Annotated in this window: 18 protein-coding genes; 11 read left to right on the top strand and 7 right to left on the bottom strand. The window is 42.5% G+C overall.

Translation table 11 applies throughout. The features are described 5' to 3' along the window. Positions 1-2447: PAS domain-containing sensor histidine kinase (locus tag PN499_RS10430; RefSeq protein WP_272031789.1), on the bottom strand; the 2447-nt coding region annotated here is incomplete at its 3' end. A 694-nt stretch (positions 2448-3141) separates the two neighbouring features. Between PN499_RS10430 and alaS the strand changes: the two genes are divergently transcribed. The 3 genes from alaS to PN499_RS10415 all read left to right on the top strand — a co-directional run bounded on the left by alaS (position 3142) and on the right by PN499_RS10415 (position 7062). Further along, positions 3142-5781: an alanine--tRNA ligase gene (gene alaS, locus PN499_RS10425; protein ID WP_272031788.1), complete on the top strand. Its 2640-nt coding sequence runs from the start codon at positions 3142-3144 to the stop codon at positions 5779-5781. Positions 5782-5852: 71 nt separating this feature from the next. Next, the gene (locus tag PN499_RS10420; RefSeq protein ID WP_272031787.1) at positions 5853-6416 is read left to right on the top strand and encodes a Uma2 family endonuclease; all 564 of its coding nucleotides are present in this window, start codon (positions 5853-5855) and stop codon (positions 6414-6416) included. 82 nt (positions 6417-6498) lie between these two features. After that, positions 6499-7062 carry a Uma2 family endonuclease gene (locus PN499_RS10415; protein WP_272031786.1) on the top strand — a complete coding sequence of 188 codons (564 nt, stop codon included), beginning with the start codon at positions 6499-6501 and terminating at the stop codon, positions 7060-7062. Positions 7063-7084: 22 nt separating this feature from the next. On the opposite strand, the gene PN499_RS10410 is transcribed toward PN499_RS10415, so the two are convergent. Then, positions 7085-8467, bottom strand: a complete 1383-nt coding sequence (locus tag PN499_RS10410; protein WP_272031785.1) for an aminopeptidase P family protein — start codon at positions 8465-8467, stop codon at positions 7085-7087. A gap of 120 nt (positions 8468-8587) precedes the next feature. Here PN499_RS10410 and PN499_RS10405 point away from each other — a divergent pair, with 120 nt between their 5' ends. Further along, on the top strand, positions 8588-9028 hold the full coding sequence (locus PN499_RS10405; RefSeq protein ID WP_007357690.1) for a DUF4332 domain-containing protein: 441 nt from the start codon (positions 8588-8590) through the stop codon (positions 9026-9028). A 234-nt stretch (positions 9029-9262) separates the two neighbouring features. Here PN499_RS10405 and PN499_RS10400 read toward each other — a convergent pair whose 3' ends face one another. Further along, the gene (locus tag PN499_RS10400; RefSeq protein ID WP_272031784.1) at positions 9263-9751 is read right to left on the bottom strand and encodes a DUF4168 domain-containing protein; all 489 of its coding nucleotides are present in this window, start codon (positions 9749-9751) and stop codon (positions 9263-9265) included. A gap of 519 nt (positions 9752-10270) precedes the next feature. Here PN499_RS10400 and speD point away from each other — a divergent pair. Further along, positions 10271-10693, top strand: coding sequence for an adenosylmethionine decarboxylase (gene speD, locus PN499_RS10395; RefSeq protein ID WP_007356337.1), 423 nt, complete (start codon positions 10271-10273; stop codon positions 10691-10693). A gap of 99 nt (positions 10694-10792) precedes the next feature. On the opposite strand, the gene PN499_RS10390 is transcribed toward speD, so the two are convergent. Further along, positions 10793-11380, bottom strand: coding sequence for a hypothetical protein (locus tag PN499_RS10390; RefSeq protein WP_272031782.1), 588 nt, complete (start codon positions 11378-11380; stop codon positions 10793-10795). A 245-nt stretch (positions 11381-11625) separates the two neighbouring features. Here PN499_RS10390 and queF point away from each other — a divergent pair, with 245 nt between their 5' ends. Then, positions 11626-12060: a preQ(1) synthase gene (queF, locus tag PN499_RS10385; RefSeq protein WP_272031781.1), complete on the top strand. Its 435-nt coding sequence runs from the start codon at positions 11626-11628 to the stop codon at positions 12058-12060. 81 nt (positions 12061-12141) lie between these two features. Here queF and PN499_RS10380 read toward each other — a convergent pair whose 3' ends face one another. Next, complete coding sequence (locus PN499_RS10380) at positions 12142-13758, bottom strand: cation:proton antiporter (protein ID WP_272031780.1); 1617 nt, start codon at positions 13756-13758, stop codon at positions 12142-12144. 236 nt (positions 13759-13994) lie between these two features. Further along, a complete protein-coding gene (locus PN499_RS10375; RefSeq protein ID WP_272031779.1) occupies positions 13995-14687 on the bottom strand; it encodes a potassium channel family protein in 693 nt (230 codons plus the stop codon). Between the two features lie 132 nt (positions 14688-14819). On the opposite strand from PN499_RS10375, the gene PN499_RS10370 reads away from it, so the two are divergent. Next, complete coding sequence (locus PN499_RS10370; RefSeq protein WP_272031778.1) at positions 14820-15368, top strand: DUF3124 domain-containing protein; 549 nt, start codon at positions 14820-14822, stop codon at positions 15366-15368. A 240-nt stretch (positions 15369-15608) separates the two neighbouring features. Here the strand turns inward: PN499_RS10370 and PN499_RS10365 are convergent, their stop codons facing one another. Then, a complete protein-coding gene (locus tag PN499_RS10365; RefSeq protein ID WP_272031777.1) occupies positions 15609-15770 on the bottom strand; it encodes a hypothetical protein in 162 nt (53 codons plus the stop codon). Between the two features lie 154 nt (positions 15771-15924). Here PN499_RS10365 and PN499_RS10360 point away from each other — a divergent pair, with 154 nt between their 5' ends. The 4 genes from PN499_RS10360 (at position 15925) to gntK (ending at position 18850) form a co-directional block, all read left to right on the top strand. Then, positions 15925-16290: a hypothetical protein gene (locus tag PN499_RS10360; RefSeq protein ID WP_272031776.1), complete on the top strand. Its 366-nt coding sequence runs from the start codon at positions 15925-15927 to the stop codon at positions 16288-16290. A gap of 37 nt (positions 16291-16327) precedes the next feature. Then, the gene (locus PN499_RS10355) at positions 16328-16531 is read left to right on the top strand and encodes a hypothetical protein (protein ID WP_272031775.1); all 204 of its coding nucleotides are present in this window, start codon (positions 16328-16330) and stop codon (positions 16529-16531) included. 85 nt (positions 16532-16616) lie between these two features. Further along, positions 16617-17276 carry a tetratricopeptide repeat protein gene (locus PN499_RS10350; RefSeq protein WP_272031774.1) on the top strand — a complete coding sequence of 220 codons (660 nt, stop codon included), beginning with the start codon at positions 16617-16619 and terminating at the stop codon, positions 17274-17276. A 20-nt stretch (positions 17277-17296) separates the two neighbouring features. After that, positions 17297-18850, top strand: coding sequence for a gluconokinase (gntK, locus tag PN499_RS10345; RefSeq protein WP_272031773.1), 1554 nt, complete (start codon positions 17297-17299; stop codon positions 18848-18850). Positions 18851-18977: the final 127 nt, after the last annotated feature.

Genomic DNA, 18977 nt, shown 5'->3' with positions numbered 1-18977 from the left:
TAAAAAGTTGCTCCTTGACCAGGGGTGCTTTGGGCCCAAATTTTGCCACCGTGACGGTGAATTATTCGCTGCGCGATCGCTAAACCAATACCTGTCCCTTCAAAGCCTTGCTGAGAGTGAAGTCGCTGGAAGGTTCCAAACAATTGATTTGCATACTTCATATCGAATCCGACACCGTTATCCTTGACAAAAACTGTTCCGTCTGATAAAGAACCTACAGTAATTCTAGCAGGATTGCGATCGCGGCTGAATTTGACAGCATTAGCGATCAGGTTGGTAAATACCTGTTGCAGCAAAGTTTCATCTGCGATCGCCGTAGGCATTTCTCTAATTTCAAATTCTATCAAACGATCTTCATCTGTTATTTGAGGCGAAGCCAAATTGAAAGCAATTTCAGCCAATTGCTTAAAATCAACAGGAACTCGCCTTAATTCTCGTCTTCCCAAGCGCGATAGAGTCAGCATTCCATCAATCAAAAGCCCCATTTTCTGGCTGCTATTCTGAATTAATTCCAAATAGCGAAGAGTGTTAGGATCGCTGAGAGCACCAGTCAGTTCTAGTTGTTTTCTCAAAGCATTTTCAAAACCTGAAATGTGCCGCAAAGGGGCCCGAAGGTCGTGAGAAACTGAGTAAGAAAACGCTTCTAATTCTTTATTGGCAATTTCTAATTCCTGGGTACGTTTTGATAAATCTTCTTTCGTCTCAATTAATTCAGTGATATCGCGAGAAGTACCGATTAAAGCGTAAACTTCACCATTAGGCTTCTTCAGCGGAATTTTAAAAGTATCGAAGTGGATAGTACCGATCGGTAAAGGAACAGTTTCCTGCCAATGTAGCATCTTTCCAGATTCAAATACTTGCCGATTCTGCTGAGCAAATATTGATGATAACTCTGGCGGATAACACTCAAAAATAGTTTTTCCCTGCATTTGAAATCTAGTTTCAAAACCGCTAGCCTTAGCAATGCTGTTGTTAACAAAAGGCATCTGCATATTTTCGCGCTCGACCACAAAAATATAGTCTGGTAGAGCGTTAAGGAAAGTTTCTAATTCAGCGGTACGCTGGGTAACTTGAGCTTCTAAAGTTTCGTTTAGTTCTTTAAGTTGTGCTTCTTGCCGTTTGCGATCGCTAATATCTGTAGTAGTGCAGGTAATACCAACTACAGCGCCATTCGAGTCGTGTAGAGGTTCTACAGTCAGATTATAAAAATAAGCTTCTCCTGTGACTATCATCCGAACTTCTTCTCGCGTTCCGATACCAGTTTCAAGCACTCTGCGCTTAATTTTTGTTAAATTTTCAGCATCGGTCTGACTAATCAAATCGCTATCTTTTTTACCGATAATCGAATCTGGAGAAAATCCAAAAATGGGATTATAAATCCAAGTATAACGGAGATCTAAGTCTTGATTAAAAACTACGATCGGGGAATTTTTGAGGGCGATTTGAAAGCGTGCTTCGCTCTCCCGCAGTTTTTCTTCGACTTGCTTAAGTGCGCTAATATCGCGAACAATTGCTAAAACTGATTCTACAGAATTGTCTTGAGCAAATTCTGGTACTGCTCGGCAATCATAATATTTTTTACCCGTAGGAGTAGAAAACTCGAATTGAATAGTTTGTTGTTGACCTGTGGAGAAAACCTTTTGTAAAGTTTCATCCCATAGATCGCAAGTAGTTTCTGGCATACCGAGTTCTCGGTTGGTTTTACCAATGAATGTAGAAGCTGGCATTCCATTTGCCAATTCAACCGCTTTGTTGACGTAAAGGTGGCGGAGTTGTTTGTCAAATCGCGTTGTAATATCAGGGGAATTCTCAACCAGTGTCGTGAATTCTTGCTGATACTGGTGCAGTTTTTCCTCTATTTGCTTGCGGTCGGTTATATCTCTGGCGAAGGAGAGAATAGACTTTACTTTTCCCTCTTCATCAAACAAAACAGAGTTATACCATTCGCAGTAAATTATGGAGCCATCTTTGGTATAGTTGCGGTTATAATTGACGTTATGTTGTTCGCGACCTTGAAGTAAGCGATCGCATACATTGTGAACCGCTTCAAAATCTTCGTCAAAGATAAACTGCCAGTGGTGCCAGTCTTGACCTATAATTTCTTCTGCTTTCCAGCCAAAGATTTTTTCTGCTTGAGACGACCAGCGCTTCAAACTTTGGCGATCCCATTCTAAAACGGCGAGAGGTAGATTTTCTAGATGAAATTCTAATTGGGAATCAGCGCGTTTCAATAGTGATTCTACCCGCTGGCGCTGGTTCTTAAATGAGGTGAAGCTATTACTGAGTTCCTTTGCTGCCGCTGTCCGATCTTTTGCCAGTTTTGCAATCGTTTGTTCGAGCTGATCTTCTAATTCGTCCCAAGCTTGTTTTAATGCTGATTCCGCCTGCTGTAATTCTACGGTATCGCTGTGCAAAAGCTCACTTTTTTCGCCGGAAATTTCACACATATTTAAGGAAGAAGGGGCTAGGGAAGAAGGGGCTAGGGGCTAGGGGCTAGGGAAGAAGGAAGAGGGAAGAGGGAAGAAGGAAGAGGGAAGAAGGAAGAAGGGGAGACTAGGAGAATTTTTCCTCAATTAGCAATTAGCAATTAGCAATTAGCAATTAGCAATTAGCAATTAGCAATTAGCAATTAGCAATTCTTTTTTTCCTAAATTTTAGGGCCCTGTCGCTATTGACAAGACCCGTAGGATGCGATCGATATCGCAAGTTCGCCAGTGGCGAAATTTAGATTTTTTAACAAACGAGATAACTTTGCGAGGGTCAACAATCAACAACTAAGGTTTACAATTGCTACAGCTTTACTCTTAGGCTTCCAGCATAGTAACGTCTTCCTAGACTCTGGTTTGGCTTTACTGTGCTATTTAAGCGAGCGTTGCCACTACTCTCTATGCTTGGTTAATTTCGGCTGTTACTGGCATCTAGACCGGAGACACCTCGCCTACAATACCGCTTAACTATTTTTGCCTCCTTGGTGCCTTGTTTCTTGGTGTCTATTGTTAAGTTAGCATTACTTTCTGGGAGAGGCAAGCGGAATTGATTGAAATTGACAGTTCTTTACATAACTCATTCTAACGATATAAATGTCAAAATAGATGTAAGTTCTACTAATGTTACATCTTTACATAGTTTATCCTTTCTGTCATGCCTTCCTCTCCTCAATTTCTGTCTGGTAGCGAAATTCGGCAAAAATTCCTAGATTTTTATGCCCAGCGGGGACATAAAATCTTGCCGAGTGCATCTTTAGTACCCGAAGATCCAACTGTGTTGCTAACGATCGCGGGAATGTTGCCATTTAAGCCCATTTTTTTGGGACAGCGATCGCCACAGTCTCCTCGCGCAACTACATCCCAAAAGTGTATCCGTACTAACGATATCGAAAACGTCGGCCGCACGGCCAGACACCATACTTTTTTCGAGATGTTAGGAAATTTTAGCTTTGGAGACTATTTCAAGAAACAAGCGATCGCTTGGGCCTGGGAATTATGTACCAAAGTCTTCGGTTTACCTCCAGAAAATTTAGTTATCAGCGTATTTCGGGAAGATGACGAAGCATTTGACCTCTGGGCAAAAGAAATAGGTATTCCTCCTCAACGCATTCAGCGTATGGGAGAAGAGGATAATTTTTGGGTATCCGGCCCAACGGGCCCCTGCGGCCCCTGTTCGGAAATTTACTATGATTTTCACCCAGAAAAAGGTGACGATATTGACCTCGAAGATGATACCAGATTTATTGAAATCTATAACCTGGTATTCATGCAGTATAACAGAGATGCCGCAGGTAATTTAACTCCCCTGCAAAATCAAAATATTGACACCGGCATGGGACTGGAACGGATGGCGCAAGTTCTCCAAAAAGTACCTAACAACTACGAAACAGACCTGATTTTTCCGATTGTCAAAACTGCTGCTGAAATAGCTAGAATTGACTACACTCAAGCTGATGAAAAAACGAAAATTTCTCTAAAAGTAATTGGCGATCATATTCGCGCAGTAGTTAATATGATTGCTGACGAAATTAGGGCTTCAAATATTGGTCGTGGCTACGTCCTGCGGCGGTTAATTCGGCGTGCGGTACGTCACGGACGGCTGATTGGAATTGAGGGAGGATTTATCACCAAAGTTGCAGAAACTGCGATCGCACTTTGCGAAGATGCCTATCCAAATGTCAGACAGCGATCGGCAGCAATTCAGACTGAATTAGAAAGAGAAGAAGCTAACTTCCTCAGAACTTTGGAACGGGGCGAAAAATTGTTGGCAGAAATCATCGATCGGTTGCAGCAGCAAGGTAAAAATCAAATTGACGGGCAAGATGCTTTTACTCTTTACGATACCTACGGTTTCCCCTTAGAATTAACTCAGGAGATTGCAGAAGAACAGGCGCTTACTGTTGATGTTGAAGGTTTCGAGCAGGCGATGGAGGAGCAAAGAAATCGCGGCAAAGATGCTCACGAAACTATCGATCTGACCGTGCAAGGTTCTCTAGATAAGTTGGCTGAAAATGTTCACGCAACTGAGTTTGTTGGTTACAAACAATTGTCTAGTAGCGTTCAAGTTAAAGTTATCTTAGTGAATGGAAAATCTGTTGAGGAAGCTAGCGAAGGAAGCGAAATACAAGTTATTTTGAACCAAACACCTTTCTATGCAGAATCAGGCGGACAAATCGGCGATCGCGGCGATTTATCTGGCGATTCAATTTTGGTAAAAATTGAAGATGTTAAGAAGGAATCTGATTTCTTTGTGCATTTTGGTCGCATCGAACGCGGTACTCTGAGGGTGGGTGACAGCATGACTGCACAAGTTGATAATAGCCGTCGTCGTCGCGTTCAAGCAAACCATAGTGCAACTCACTTGTTGCAAGCAGCTTTAAAGCAAATTGTTGACAATTCTATTTCTCAAGCGGGTTCGCTAGTAGATTTCGATCGCCTACGTTTTGACTTCAATTGTCCCCGTTCCATAACTGCGGAAGAGTTGCAAAAAATTGAAGATCTGATTAATAGTTGGATTGCTGAAGCTCACCTCGCTGAAATTGCTCAAATGCCGATTGCCGAAGCCAAGAAAAAAGGTGCAGTTGCCATGTTTGGCGAGAAGTACGGCGATGTGGTGCGGGTGATTGATTTTCCTGGCGTTTCGATGGAATTGTGCGGGGGAACTCACGTTAGCAATACGGCAGAAATTGGGTTGTTTAAGATCGTGTCAGAAACGGGTATATCCTCTGGTATTCGCCGCATTGAGGCCGTATCGGGACAAGCTGTCTTAGACTATCTGAACGTGCGGGATAAGGTTGTTAGGGATTTAGGCGATCGCTTTAAAGCTAAACCTGAAGAATTGCCGAACCGCATCACTAATTTACAGAATGAATTGAAAGCCAATCAAAAAGAATTGGAGGCGTTGAAAGCGGAACTGGCGATTGCTAAATCTGACCAATTATTGAGCAGTGCTGAGTCAGTTGGCGAGTTCAAAATTATCATTGCTGAATTAGGAGATGTGGATACAGAAGCACTGAAAACTGCCGCTGAAAGGTTGCAGCAAAAATTAGGTAATGCTGCTGTAGTTTTGGCTTCTGTTCCCGAACCAGATAAGGTGAGTTTAGTAGCAGCTTTTAGTGCTGATGTCAATAAAAAAGGTTTGCAAGCTGGTAAGTTTATCGGGCAAATTGCTAAAATTTGCGGCGGTGGCGGCGGCGGCCGACCTAATTTGGCTCAAGCTGGAGGACGAGATGCGAGTAAATTAAAAGAAGCTTTAGAAAGCGCTCGCAATCTATTAGTTGAAGGTCTGAAGTAGTCTTGTAAGGTGGGCAATGCCCACCTGAAAAAGATAAAATATAAACATAAAAATTGTGGAGATGCAATAAAATGGTACAAGCACCAGCTAAACCCTTAACATTAGATGAGTTTCTGAAGCTACCAGAAACAAAACCGGCTAGCGAATATATTGACGGTAAAATTATCCAAAAGCCAATGCCTCAAGGAAAACACAGCGTAATTCAAACTGAACTTCCCCCAGCTATCAATGTAGTTCTTAAACCTAGACGGATTGCACGAGCATTTCCAGAACTGCGGTGTACATTTGGCGGCCGCTCAACAGTTCCAGATGTCTCTGTATTTGTTTGGGATAGAATTCCCCGCGATGAAAATGGCAGTGTTGCTAATGTGTTTAAGCTGGCTCCTGATTGGACAATTGAAATCCTATCCCCAGATCAAAGTCAAACTAAAGTAACAAAAAATATTTTGCATTGTTTGAATCACGGAACGCAATTAGGTTGGCTAATAGATCCTAGCGAGCAAACAGTATTTGTTTTTCTTCCCAATCAACACCCGATAGTATTTGATGAGCCACAGCAACAATTAATAGTCCCCTCATTTGCTAGTGAATTTATGTTGACTGTGGGGGAGTTATTTGGTTGGTTATTAGAATGATTGAGAAAGCAGTTATATAAGTGGGCAATGCCCACCTGAAAAAGATAAAATATAAACATAAAAATTGTGGAGATGCAATAAAATGGTACAAGCACCAGCTAAACCTTTAACATTAGATGAGTTTCTGAAGCTACCAGAAACAAAACCGGCTAGCGAATATATTGACGGTAAAATTATCCAAAAGCCAATGCCTCAAGGAAAACACAGCGTAATTCAAACTGAACTTCCTCCTGCTATCAATGCAGTTCTTAAACCTAGACGGATTGCACGAGCATATACAGAACTGCGGTGTACCTTTGGCGGCCGCTCAACAGTTCCAGATGTCTCTGTATTTGTTTGGGATAGAATTCCCCGCGATGAAAATGGCCAAGTTGCTAATGTGTTTAAGCTGGCTCCTGATTGGACAATTGAAATCCTATCGCCCGATCAAAGTCAGACTAAAGTAACAAAAAATATTTTGCATTGTTTGAATCACGGGACGCAATTAGGTTGGCTAATAGATCCTAGCGAGCAAACAGTATTTGTTTTTCTTCCCAATCAACAACCGATAGTATTTGATGAGCCACAACAACAATTAATTGTACCCTCATTTGCTAGTGAAGTGAGCTTGACTGTGGGAGAACTATTTGCTTGGCTTTTAGAATAATTTAGGGCTTCATGACCTATAATTATCCTTTTACCAACTGCTCAATCTCATCTGCATGAGTAGGTAAGTTAGCTGTTAATACTTCTGTTCCTGCTTCTGTCACTAACACATCATCTTCAATCCGAATTCCCCGGACATCAGCAAACTTATTCAGCTTATCCCAATTCACGACATCCTTATATTTTGAGCGATTTTCCAACTTATTCAAAATTCCCGGAACTTGATAAAATCCAGGTTCAATTGATACTAGCATCCCAGGACGTAAAGTGCGATGGAGACGCAGATAGCCTAACCCAAAACGGCTACTCCTTACTCTTCCTTCCTCATAGCCCGCCAAATCTCCAAAATCTTCCATATCGTGAACATCTAAACCGATTAAATGCCCAATTCCATGCACGAAAAAGAGTGCGTGAGCATCCATTTCTACTAAATCATCAGGATTCCCCTGCAAAATGCCTAAATCTACCAATCCTTCAGCTATAACCTGAGCAGCTAAAAGATGAATATCTCGATATTCTACCCCAGGGACTATCTTAGCAATACAAGCATCGTGAGCTGCCAATACTACATCATAAATATCTCGCTGAGTCGGTGAAAATTTACCAGAAACAGGCCAAGTGCGCGTCACGTCACCCGCCCATCCCATTGCTGTCTCTGCACCCACATCTGCTAATAGTAAGTCTCCAGTTTGTAGGGGGTGATGATACTGTTCGTTATGCAAAACTTCTCCTCGCACAGTCACAATACTCGGATAGGCAAAAGTCATATTTTCTGCGATAATATGACCTTCCATTGCCCCACGAATAGCAGCTTCCGTTTTAGCGCTTGCTGTTGCCATCATCCCGGCTTTATGAGCTTCTACAGTAACAGCACTAGCTTGACGTAATTCTCCTAAAGCTGCTGCATCATGGGTGAGGCGTAGAGATATAATTGCCTTGGTTAATTCTAAGTCAATTCCTTCTGGTGATTTCGCTGAAGAAAGAGGGCGATTAAGAGTTTGAGACTGTTTTAATAGAGTACGATAATCCTGCACGGGGATAGTAGCAGCACCCGCTGTACGGGACTCCAAATCTGCCATTGGAAAAGCAGCATCAGCACCTATTTTCTCGGCAATTTCTTCTCGTTTCGGCATTTCTCCATGCCAGAGCGCGTTACTTGGATGTGCGTTATCTATAAACAGTTCTAATTTCCCAGATTCTAGACGAATGGCCGCATTTTCTAAAGGGAAACCAGCAAAGTAGAGGAAGTGACTGCTAGCCCGAAATGGGAAGGTATTCGCTGGATAATTACGCGAAATACTGCGACCTGACCAGAGAATTATAGGAAAATTAATTAAAGTGGCTAGTTTTTGCCGACGCTGGCGGAGTGCCGTTGCTAGGAAATCGTAGTTGTTGGAAATTTCCATGATAAAATGTAGTTAATAAGTCAGGGTCTTTTACCCTGACTATTTTATACCAAACTGCTGAAACCATTGTCTTTTATTACCTTCTTCCTTCTTCCTTACTGCTATAAATCATAAAAATCTATGGGAACTTCTCAAAAATCTCGCCGCACTCCCCTCCAAACTACTGACTGGCCGATCGCACAATTGCCAGGATTGAGCCATCAGAATGAATCTCTACTACAAGAGTGCGGTATTGCCACTACTGGACAATTACTCAAAAAAGCTACAACTAGCGATCGCCGATTGGCCTTGGCGAATCAGTTGCAAATTCACGTTCAACATCTTAACAAGTGGGTGGCTCTAGCCGATCTGGCGCGCATTCCTAGTGTTGGGTGTCAGTATTGCGGGCTTTTGCTTCACGCTGGTGTCGCCTCTGCGAAGCAGTTGGCGGAGATTCCCATTCACAGGCTGCACCAACAAATTTTACGGTTTTATGTGGCGACAATGCAGCGGCGGGATTTGTGCCCTTCTGTGGAGCAAGCCCAAGAATGGATTCAACAAGCAAAAATGCTATGCAGTTAACTATTATGTAGTTAACTATTAATTCTTAACTGTTCCCAATTCCCTATTTTTTTGATGCCACTGGAATTGATGTTAATTCCTATTATTTGCATATTCTCAAGCACTTTTTAAAGCATTAACGTACTATTTGTTGATTAAATATTGCATACCCTTATTAACCAGAAGGGAAGAGAGAGAAAAATAGAGGTGGGGATAGGCATAACTAGAAGAATGCCCTGTTCCCTATACTCTATTCTATTGATTGCCACTTTGTTGAAGGCGCAGTAACTCAGCTTGAATTCTCTGTTTGAGAACTGGATCGGCTTGCTGACTCAGAGTAATTGCATTAAAGCGAGAAACTGTCAACTTATTACTTTCTATAATTTTTCTGGCGAAATCACAGTAATTCACTGCTACTCCACGAACGTCGCCTCGGAGTCTGTTAATACTTCTAGTTTCGTTGCAAACAACTGGGGGAACTGAACCTACCATGCCTTTAATTTCTTTTACGGCTTCCAGCCGTCTAGGTTCGATTGCTAAGACAGCACGGGCATAGTTAGCGATCTCTTCGTTGGAAATCTCTTGAGCTTGGGCGGCGGAACCGAAAATCAGGGTTGGGGATTGTCCCGACAAACCGGGCACTACTCCTGTTAGTAAACCCGCTGCGGAAATGGCTCCTACGATCAGAGATTGCGATATTATGCGGCTGAGGCTAAGTTGAGGGCTGTTAAGTAGAGTGTTCATGGCGGTTACTTAGGTGTAGGTAAAACAGAGCGGATCGCTGAGAAGCTCTGTAGTTTTGAATAATTTTCCGGGGAGGAAGTTCCTGAGAAGGAGACAATTCTTACAGTTTGCCTCTATCCCATAACTTTGAACCCCATCCTAGTAGTTATGAGGGATTTTAGTGCCTCTAGAGGCTAGGGCAGAAGTTTTGGCGACGATCGCCTATTTAGTTGCGGTACAGGTTTTACCAGGGAGAAGCATTTTGATTATAGTAGCCGATCGCGGCTTTGTGTGAAAAGAAGGGGCTAGGGGCTAGGGACTAGGGAAAGAGAGGGAGCAGGGGAGCGGGGGAGCGGGGGAGCAGAGGAGATTGGTAATTAGCGATTAGCCATTAGCGATTAGCCATTAGCCATTAGCCATTAGCCATTACCAATTACCAATTACCAATTACCAATTTTCCAAAAGCTATTGACAATATTTTGATACTCTGATAGTATTAAAAGGTTTGAGACTTTATAGGGTGGAGGTGAAACCCGCAGAATGAAACAATTGGGAACCCATCTGGTCGTTGACGCTTGGCAGTCTCCTGGAGACCTTCTCAACGATCCTGAACGTATCCGCCGCGCTTTACTCGATGCGATTGTAGCCGGAGAAGCAACGCTAATTGATATGTGCGTACACCAGTTTAGTCCTCACGGAGTGACTGCTACGGTGACATTAGCAGAGTCCCATATCGCCATCCATACTTGGCCTGAGTACGGTTATTTTGCCGCAGATTTATTCTTCTGCGGGCGTGGCAATCCTCAACGTGCCATGAAGGTTTTACAAACGGCTCTGGAAGCTAAAGAGGTAAGGCTTAGCGAGTTTAAGCGCGGTTTCGATCCAGGGGTGGGCATCCTAGATTCTGCTTCTTCAGAGCAGTATGCGCCTTGTCTCGTAGAGACGAGTGCCGCCAGAGGATGAAGAGCCAGGTAGCGTAAGTCTAAAAATTTTATGCTAGGTTTCGTTTGAAAATCCCACAGCTCTAGCTGTGGGATTCTTGTTTTTTGTTTTTGGGTTTGTCTATCGTTTCATTAACAGCGGACGCACAACCCAATAACCAGCACCGAAAGCAGCGATGACAATCAGAAAAATGGCGGCTGCTAACCATACGCCACTGATATCAGAGCCTTTTTTAGGCTGGCTGCGAAGGCGATAAGGGCGTTCGGGTACTTCTGTATATAACTTTTCGGAAATGAGTGGGGGCGTTGATTCTGATTCTGGGAAGGGGAAAGGGAGTTCTAGGGAGGAGAGAGCGGGGGCTGGCTCTGGAATTGAACTGCTAATGTTGTGTATAGGTGCAGGGTTAGGACGAGGAGGCTCTGGGTTAAAATTGACTCTGACAGGAGGCATCTGAGGCATCCCTATCTGGCTGACTGCTTGAGCGGAGTTGACGGCTTGTTGTAGCTGAAGAGCTGCGTGAACGACTGTTTCTACTTCTCGTCGGAGTTGTTGATTTTGCTGTACTAATTGCTGGTTATGAGTTTTGAGGGATTCCAGCATTGCTTGAGCTGCTTGCAACTCGGCGGCGACTTCGCGGTAGAGAGAAATGGGGACTGATGGAGAGTAAGTATTAGGAGCAGCAGGGCCGGACAGGGTAATATTTTGCATAGTGTAGATGGGTATGGAGGGAGAATGTTTTTAGTTTAGCCTCTGAATGCTGTCAAGTAGAAAAATTTGAGGTAAAGTAGTCAAGTTATTTGGTAAAGATATTTTGCATGGGAGTGATGATGAGTGACTAAAAACCAAGGATGGTGATGACAACGGTAGCGATCGTCATGATAGAAATACGTTGTTTTTAGGTAAGTCTTGTTTAAGTGAGTTTAATCAAAGTTGAGAAATTGGCGGTCAATGATATGAACACTTCCCCAATACAGCAGAATTTGTCAAGGGAGTCAAGCACCCAGGAAATGAAATATGGCGAGCGCGAGATTTTGGAGGGGGAGTTAATTACGTTCCCAAATCCGCGAGTGGGTCGGCGCTACGATATTAATATTAGTTTGCCAGAGTTTACTTGCAAGTGTCCGTTTTCTGGCTATCCAGATTTTGCGACTATCTATGTTAGTTATGTACCGGATGAGCGGGTGGTGGAGTTGAAGGCGCTGAAACTGTATATTAACAGTTACCGCGATCGCTATATTTCCCACGAGGAGTCTGTAAATCAGATTTTAGATGATTTTGTGGCAGCTTGTGAACCTTTGGAGGTAACGGTTAAGGGGGATTTCTTGCCACGCGGGAATGTGCATACTGTGATTGAAGTACGGCATCAGAAGGTGCGAGAGTCGGTTTAAAGAAATTAGCGATCGCTGCACCCTCATAGCATTTTGCCACAAACTCACCAATATCTTGTCTATTAGATGGCTAACAAACCATCAATCATCTTCTAGTATCAGCAATTGCTGATCGAGTTTTTTCAACCGCTCATGCACAATTTCTTCCGAAAGAATTCGCTTGCGAATTGCTTCAGTAAGCGCTACTTTCTCAGCCAACAATAAACGCCGTCGAATCCCATCAATTTTCCCAGTCGCGCCACGTTTGGGATCGAATTCATCTGGGCGACGATTGTAGATTTCCCGCAGTGATTTTTCCGCACCTGCTACTCGTACCTGATAACCCGAACGCATCTCTTCATAGACGGCTTTTGGTAACACTCCCGACTTCAACAAACTATCTAATTCATCCTGTGCTGCTTTAGATGTAATTAACTGAGCTTGTAATTCTTCTATCTGCTGCTTCGCCTCTGAAAATTTAGATAAATTTAAGCGTTTTACCACCCAAGGTAAGCTCGAACCCTGAACTACTAATGACACCAAAACACAGCCGTAAATTAAAGCGATCAGAACTTCACGCCCTGGTAATGTCGTCGGTAAACTTAAGGCTAAAGCCATTGATAACGAGCCTTTGATATTACCTAAAAAAAGTAAATGTTGCCAGCGTAGAGGAATGGGACGATCTATCCAGCGAAGTCCTGCCAGCAGGGGATAGACTGTCAAAATTCGCCCAGCTTGAAAAGCTAAAACAGCAAGTACAATAGCTGGTAAAGTATTCCACAGAGTTATCAGGTTTATTTCTACACCAATTAGCACAAAAATAAAAGTGTTGACACTAAAACTGGCATATTCCCAGAAACTTAATAAAGTAATACGGGCTGAAGCAGAAGTAGTGCGAGAAAGTCCAAGATTCCCAAAAATTAATCCCGCTACAACTACAGCCACAGCACCCGATACACCTATAGATTGACCTACCTGAAAAGTTCCTAATGCAACTGCAACTGTCAATAAAAGACTACTGAGGGGATCGTCTAAACGTTCAAATACAGGTATGCTTAAATAGCCCAAGATTAACCCGACAACCATGCCTCCTATAGAAATAAATAGAAGGTCTTGGAGTCCTTCTATAAATGTTAATGAACCCGTTGAATATACTTTTAAAATCAGATTGAATAAAACTAGAGCTGCCGCATCGTTGAATAAAGTTTCTCCTTCAACGATGGTAGAAAGCCTTGAGGGTACAGGTATTTCTTTAAAGATGGCAATCATTGAGACTGTATCGGTGTTTGCTAGAACAACTCCTAAAAGTAGAGCGGGTATCCAACTCAGTCCCAGGCTAAATTTTAACAGAATTGCAATAATACCAGAGGCAAGTATGCTCCCAGGCCCAGCTAAAAGGGCAATTGGTTTAAATGTGCTACGGAGACGACTAATATCTGTATTGATGCCGGCTTCAAAGATTAAAATTGGGAGAAAAAGATTCAAAACTAGGGAAGGATCGAGTCCAGTTCGACGAGGTAGTAAATCTGTCACCGCTAATCCAGCTAATACCAAACCCGTGACGTAGGGAATATGAAACCGCCGCGTTATTAGGGCAACGCCTGTAGCACCCAAGAGCAAAATTATGAGAATTATAACTAATTCTGCAACGGTTTCCTGACTGTTGTTAACTGCGGGATTAAGGTTTGCTAGGATTAACTGCCCTAAAGGACACTGCATTATTTGTATCACTTGAAATCAGCTCCAAAACTTAGTTAGTTTATAGATCAGGCTTTTTAGGACTTAGGTATCGTAACGCAAATATAAAGGTATGAGATTGCTTCGTTTCACTCGCAATGACAGGAGATTATAAGGGTTTGAGATTGCTTCGTTTCACTCGCAAGGACAGGAGAGCGTATTGAGTGCGTAAATCCTGCTTTTTAAGCCTTCTTCTTTCTTCCATAAGTCCTATTTGATTAATCTTTGCATATTGATTCCAAAATTCCTAGAAATTTGAGCATTTGGCGGACTAATCCCGGTTTGGTAACAACGAGAATGGTTGATTCTTGTTCTAAGACGGTTTGACCATTAGGAATCATTAGAGGTTCGTGAGGATGAGGTTGATAGCCAATAATTAAAGATCCAGCCGGAAAATGGGGGTCTTGGGCGATTTCGGCAACTGTCTTAGCTGCTGCGTAACAATTGCCGGGAATGGAGAGTTTTAAGACTTCGATTTGCCCTTGTTCAAAGTGCATCATTGATTCAATTTCGGGATATTCTATTGCGTTTGCCATTGATGCTACAGCTAGATCGATTGTACTGATAACATGATTGGCTCCAGCAATTCGATAGGGTTCTGCGAAATCAGAATCGATGATGCGGGTGACAATATGGGGAACTTTGTAGTGCTTGGCAAGGGTAACGAGGGCTAAGTTTAAGGCATCGCTGCTGAGGGTGGCAACTACTGAGCCTGCTCTGCGAATTCCTGCTTCAATTAGCACTGTGGTGCTGACGGCGCTGCCTTCAAAGGCCATGACTCCTACTTTCTCGCGAGCATATTGGCAGACGGAGGAGTTGATATCGACGACTGCGACAGTATGTCCCATTTCTAATAACTGTTGTGCTAAACGCACTCCTAAAATTCCCGCACCGCCTACTAAAACGTACATAGTTAGCCTCTTAGAGAATAATTCTTAATGGTACATCAGATATGCTCGCTTTAGAATTAGGATACAATATTTGAGGGTTATAGTTAAAATTTGCACGGGCAGCGATCGCGTTTAGATATCTCCTGAATTTCTATGAAGATAATATCTTTAATATTTCTGCTGTTGACGCTATTTATTATAGGCTGTAGTTCGGTTGGATGGCGGCAGTTTCCTCAGCCGAGGGGGGAAAATATTAACAACGCCGAGCAAGTTAGTTTAAAAAAAGTTGTTTTAGAGCGAAATTTTAAGGGTAAAATGGGGCAGACAATATATGTGCCTATTTATTCTCATATTTATTATGAAAATTCCGAAAAAAGTTTGGATCTGGCGGCAACTTTGAGTATTCGTAATACAGATTTAACTAATCCTATAATTGTTACTTCAGTGCGGTACTATAATAGCGCTGGTAATTTGTTAAAAGAATATTTAGAGCAGCCAGTGGAATTAGATCGTCTAGCTTCAATAGATTTTGTTGTTAATAGAACGGATAGAAATGGAGGGGCGGGAGCTAATTTTATTGTTGAGTGGTTGAGTGCGAAAACTGTTTCTGAGCCGATTGTTGAGGCGGTGATGATTAGTGCTGTAGGAAATCAAAGTATTTCTTTTATTAGTCGCGGGAAATTGATTAAAAATTATCCTTAAATTGCTAATGGCTAATGGCTAATGGCTAATGGCTAATTGCTAATTCAGGAGTTACGCACCCAACCAAAGAAACCGGGTTTTTTTACGAAAATACTTCGCTTTTACCCACAGATTCTCTCAAAAACCCGGTTTCTGGGACTTGCGTAAGTCCTATAATTGCTAATTGCTAATTGCTAATTGGGAAAAAGCCTTAGCGTCCCCAGTCTTTCAATCTCCTAGTCTTCTTTTTCCTTCTACTTATCAAACTTGTGAAGGCGATCGCGACTGGAAGCCGAAAGTCAATATTTTTGAAACTGGAATCGCCAACATAGCATAAAACAAAGATTTTGACAAGAGGGGTTGTGCCATTTGTGATTGCGATCGCATTGAGTGGTAGCGGCCGTCACTTGGGTAAAATGTCAAAATCACCGCTCTGCAAGCTTTTCAAGAGTTGACAAATATTATAGTCCGTGTACTTAGCTTGGTTAGGCTACAAAACTGTCAACTGTGGGGTAATGAAGCGGATAAAAGTAGTTTTGAGTAGTAGAAAGTAAATATTCATCTTTTGGAGGCGCTGATGTACTACTTACTCATCAATAACAACAATCAAGAACTCAAAGAGCTATTTCCCGAAGGGATTCCTAGCTTTGGCCCCACCCCTGACGACTTCATCGAGATTTATGACGAGCTGAGCTATGAGCTAATTGATATACAGCCAGCATTTCGAGTCAATGTCAAAGGGTTGACAACTCAGCAAGAGCTAAGATTATTTAATCTCTACGCCGCAAATGCGGATGACCCCCAGATGATCGTTGATTCCTTCCAGTTGTTAGAGCATGGCTGGGTGACGATTCCGGTGGAGGAAGTGGAATCAGTGCTGTGGCGGGAAGGAGAGAGGGTTTTTGCTTTTGGCGGCGACTTGAGTGCTGCGATCGCCAATTAAGGCCAACCTATCTCTATTTTCTTACCTCTTGAGAGCGATGAAACCTAAAAAAATCCTTAAAAAAGTTATTGACGTAACTCTGGCGTGGGTTTGGGAGGGTGCGATCCCATCTAGAGTAGCGATCGCTAATTTAGCCTCTGTATCGCAGACCTCATCTGTAGTTGTGATTGCGATCGTACAAATCAGCAACAGCTCATCACTTAGTTTAAATCTATGCCGTCACCCATTAGCCTCGAAATAATCACCTTCCTCCGAGTACGGCTATCACTTCTGCTGCTGGAGAAAGGCGAGATGATAAGACTATCGAGTTAAACGCCTGTTGTCTTATGTCTACTGTCTCCATTCTTCCCAGCACCCTGACTGCCACAGCTCTTTTCAACTCTATCAATATTTTAGGTCTTCGTTTTGTCAAGACCAAAAAATTGCCCGCTCAAAAAGCCAAGCCTCAAACAACCTTAACTTCTAATAAAACTGGCAGAAGCTTTTATCTTCAGGGTGTCAAAAAACTTGGCGAACAAGACTTTGGAGGGGCCATAGAAAAGTTCAACTTGGCTCTCAATATTAATCCCGATTCTGCTTACGCTTACAACGATCGAGGCGTGGCTCGCTACAATTTGGGTGATAAATACTCAGCTTTACAAGATTTAAATATGGCAATCAAGCTCAATTCCAAAAATGCTAAATTTTACAGTAATCGGGGATTTATTCGCAGTCGCATGGGAGACGAAGCCGGAGCTCTAGTTGATTACAGTTTAGCACTAGCCATTAATCCTAAATGTGGTAAATCTTACTTGAATCGCGGGATTATTCACTACAACTCTGGGAACAAAAAGGAAGCACTAGCAGATTTTAACTCTGCGATCGAGCTAAATCCCCATCAAGCTCAAGCTTACTACAACAGAGCTGTTACTCGTTCAAATTTAGGTGATAGTAATGGTGCAATCCATGATTTAATGAAATCAGCTCAATGTCGAGGTTCTTTGTAATTTGTGATTAGTTTTTTACCATGAATATTCATGGCTATGCGATCGGAGTAGATATCGGCACTACCAGCACTAAAGCTGTTCTGTTTACAGAAAAAGGCGAGCAGGTTGGTCAATATTTCATCGAGTATCCCTTGTCTACACCCGCGACGGGAGTAGCAGAACAAGATCCAGAAGAGATTTTTGCAGCCGTTGTTAAATCAGTAAACTCAGTAGTAAAAAATAGCGCGATCAATCCGGCTGAAATTTTGTGTTTGTCCTTTAGTGCAGCAATGCACAGCTTGATTGCGATTGATAACAATAATAAGTTGCTTACTAAGAGTATTACTTGGGCCGATAACCGCAGTGCTAAACAGGCTATTTTACTCAAACAACAGGAAAAAGGACGCGCTCTTTACCGCCGCACAGGAATGCCAATTCATGCGATGTCTCCTTTGGTAAAATTAATTTGGCTCCGCAACGAACAACCAGAATTATTTAATAAATCTGCCAAGTTTATTTCGATTAAAGAATACGTTTTTTATCGATTATTTCAACAGTATATAGTAGATTATTCCATAGCTTCGGCAACGGGGTTAATGAATTTACAAGCATTAGCTTGGGACAAAGAAGCACTGGAAATAGCAGGAATTACTGAACAGCATTTATCGCAATTAGTCCCGACTACGCATATAGTTCCAGATATTAACCCAGCTATTGCTGCTGAGATGGGAATTCCTGCAAATACCCCTATCGTTGTCGGTGCTAGCGATGGCGCATTATCTAACTTAAGTGTCGGGGCAATTTCACCGGGAATCGTAGCGGTGACACTAGGAACTAGCGGGGCAATTCGTGCTGTTATCGATCGACCTCAGACAGATGCAAAAGAGCGATTATTCTGCTATGCTTTGACTGAAAACTATTGGGTAATTGGCGGTGCTGTTAATAGCAGCGGGATAATTTTGCGCTGGATTCGCGATAATTTAGGAGCAAATGAGGTCGCGATCGCCCAACAGGAAGGTCAAGACCCTTATGACTTATTAATTAATCTAGCACAAACTGTACCTACCGGAGCGGAAGGTTTGATTTTTCATCCTTATTTAGCAGGAGAGCGATCGCCGCTTTGGAATGCTAACGCCAGTGGTTCTTTTGTGGGGATGACTCTGCGGCATACAAGAGCTCATTTAATTCGAGCGATGTTGGAAGGAATCGTTTTAAATTTATACTTAGTTGCAGGCGCTTTACAAGAGGAAATTGGCGAATTAAAAACGGTTAAGGCAACGGGAGGGTTGATGAAAAATAACTTTTTTCGGCAACTTTTGGCTGATGTTTTTCAGTGCGAGATTAACGTACTAGATAGTTATGAAAGTGGCAGTCTGGGAGCAGCAGTTTTAGGACTTTACGCACTAGGGAAAATTCCTGACTTAAATGCTGTTTACCAAATGCTCGGACAAAGTTCGCAATACCGGCCAATTCCCGAAAATGTGAAGGTTTATCAGAAAATTATCCCTGTTTATACTCGCATTTTCCAGCAATTGCAAGGGGAATACGATCGCCTAGCGGTAATGGCAACACAATTGAGTAATAAATCAATTTAATTGGTAATTGGTAATTGGTAATTGGTAATGGCTAATGGCTAATGGCTAATGGCTAATGGCTAATGGCTAATGGCTAATTGCTAATTGCTAATTACCCATCCTCCCCATCTCCTCATCTCCCATTACC

This window comes from Kamptonema animale CS-326 (assembly GCF_028330895.1).
In the GTDB taxonomy this organism is placed as follows: Bacteria; Cyanobacteriota; Cyanobacteriia; order Cyanobacteriales; family Microcoleaceae; genus Kamptonema; species Kamptonema formosum.
The sequence above is the reverse complement of the archived record's forward strand: the minus strand, read 5'-3'. Positions and strand labels throughout refer to the sequence as shown.

Excerpts from the sequence above, each read along its gene's own strand:
- alaS (WP_272031788.1), top strand. The coding sequence starts at position 3,142 with ATGCCTTCCTCTCCTCAATTTCTGTCTGGTAGCGAAATTCGGCAAAAA.
- PN499_RS10420 (WP_272031787.1), top strand. The coding sequence starts at position 5,853 with ATGGTACAAGCACCAGCTAAACCCTTAACATTAGATGAGTTTCTGAAG.
- PN499_RS10415 (WP_272031786.1), top strand. The coding sequence starts at position 6,499 with ATGGTACAAGCACCAGCTAAACCTTTAACATTAGATGAGTTTCTGAAG.
- PN499_RS10410 (WP_272031785.1), bottom strand. The coding sequence starts at position 8,467 with ATGGAAATTTCCAACAACTACGATTTCCTAGCAACGGCACTCCGCCAG.
- PN499_RS10405 (WP_007357690.1), top strand. The coding sequence starts at position 8,588 with ATGGGAACTTCTCAAAAATCTCGCCGCACTCCCCTCCAAACTACTGAC.
- PN499_RS10400 (WP_272031784.1), bottom strand. The coding sequence starts at position 9,751 with ATGAACACTCTACTTAACAGCCCTCAACTTAGCCTCAGCCGCATAATA.
- speD (WP_007356337.1), top strand. The coding sequence starts at position 10,271 with ATGAAACAATTGGGAACCCATCTGGTCGTTGACGCTTGGCAGTCTCCT.
- PN499_RS10390 (WP_272031782.1), bottom strand. The coding sequence starts at position 11,380 with ATGCAAAATATTACCCTGTCCGGCCCTGCTGCTCCTAATACTTACTCT.
- queF (WP_272031781.1), top strand. The coding sequence starts at position 11,626 with ATGAACACTTCCCCAATACAGCAGAATTTGTCAAGGGAGTCAAGCACC.
- PN499_RS10380 (WP_272031780.1), bottom strand. The coding sequence starts at position 13,758 with ATGCAGTGTCCTTTAGGGCAGTTAATCCTAGCAAACCTTAATCCCGCA.
- PN499_RS10375 (WP_272031779.1), bottom strand. The coding sequence starts at position 14,687 with ATGTACGTTTTAGTAGGCGGTGCGGGAATTTTAGGAGTGCGTTTAGCA.
- PN499_RS10370 (WP_272031778.1), top strand. The coding sequence starts at position 14,820 with ATGAAGATAATATCTTTAATATTTCTGCTGTTGACGCTATTTATTATA.
- PN499_RS10360 (WP_272031776.1), top strand. The coding sequence starts at position 15,925 with ATGTACTACTTACTCATCAATAACAACAATCAAGAACTCAAAGAGCTA.
- PN499_RS10355 (WP_272031775.1), top strand. The coding sequence starts at position 16,328 with ATGAAACCTAAAAAAATCCTTAAAAAAGTTATTGACGTAACTCTGGCG.
- PN499_RS10350 (WP_272031774.1), top strand. The coding sequence starts at position 16,617 with ATGTCTACTGTCTCCATTCTTCCCAGCACCCTGACTGCCACAGCTCTT.
- gntK (WP_272031773.1), top strand. The coding sequence starts at position 17,297 with ATGAATATTCATGGCTATGCGATCGGAGTAGATATCGGCACTACCAGC.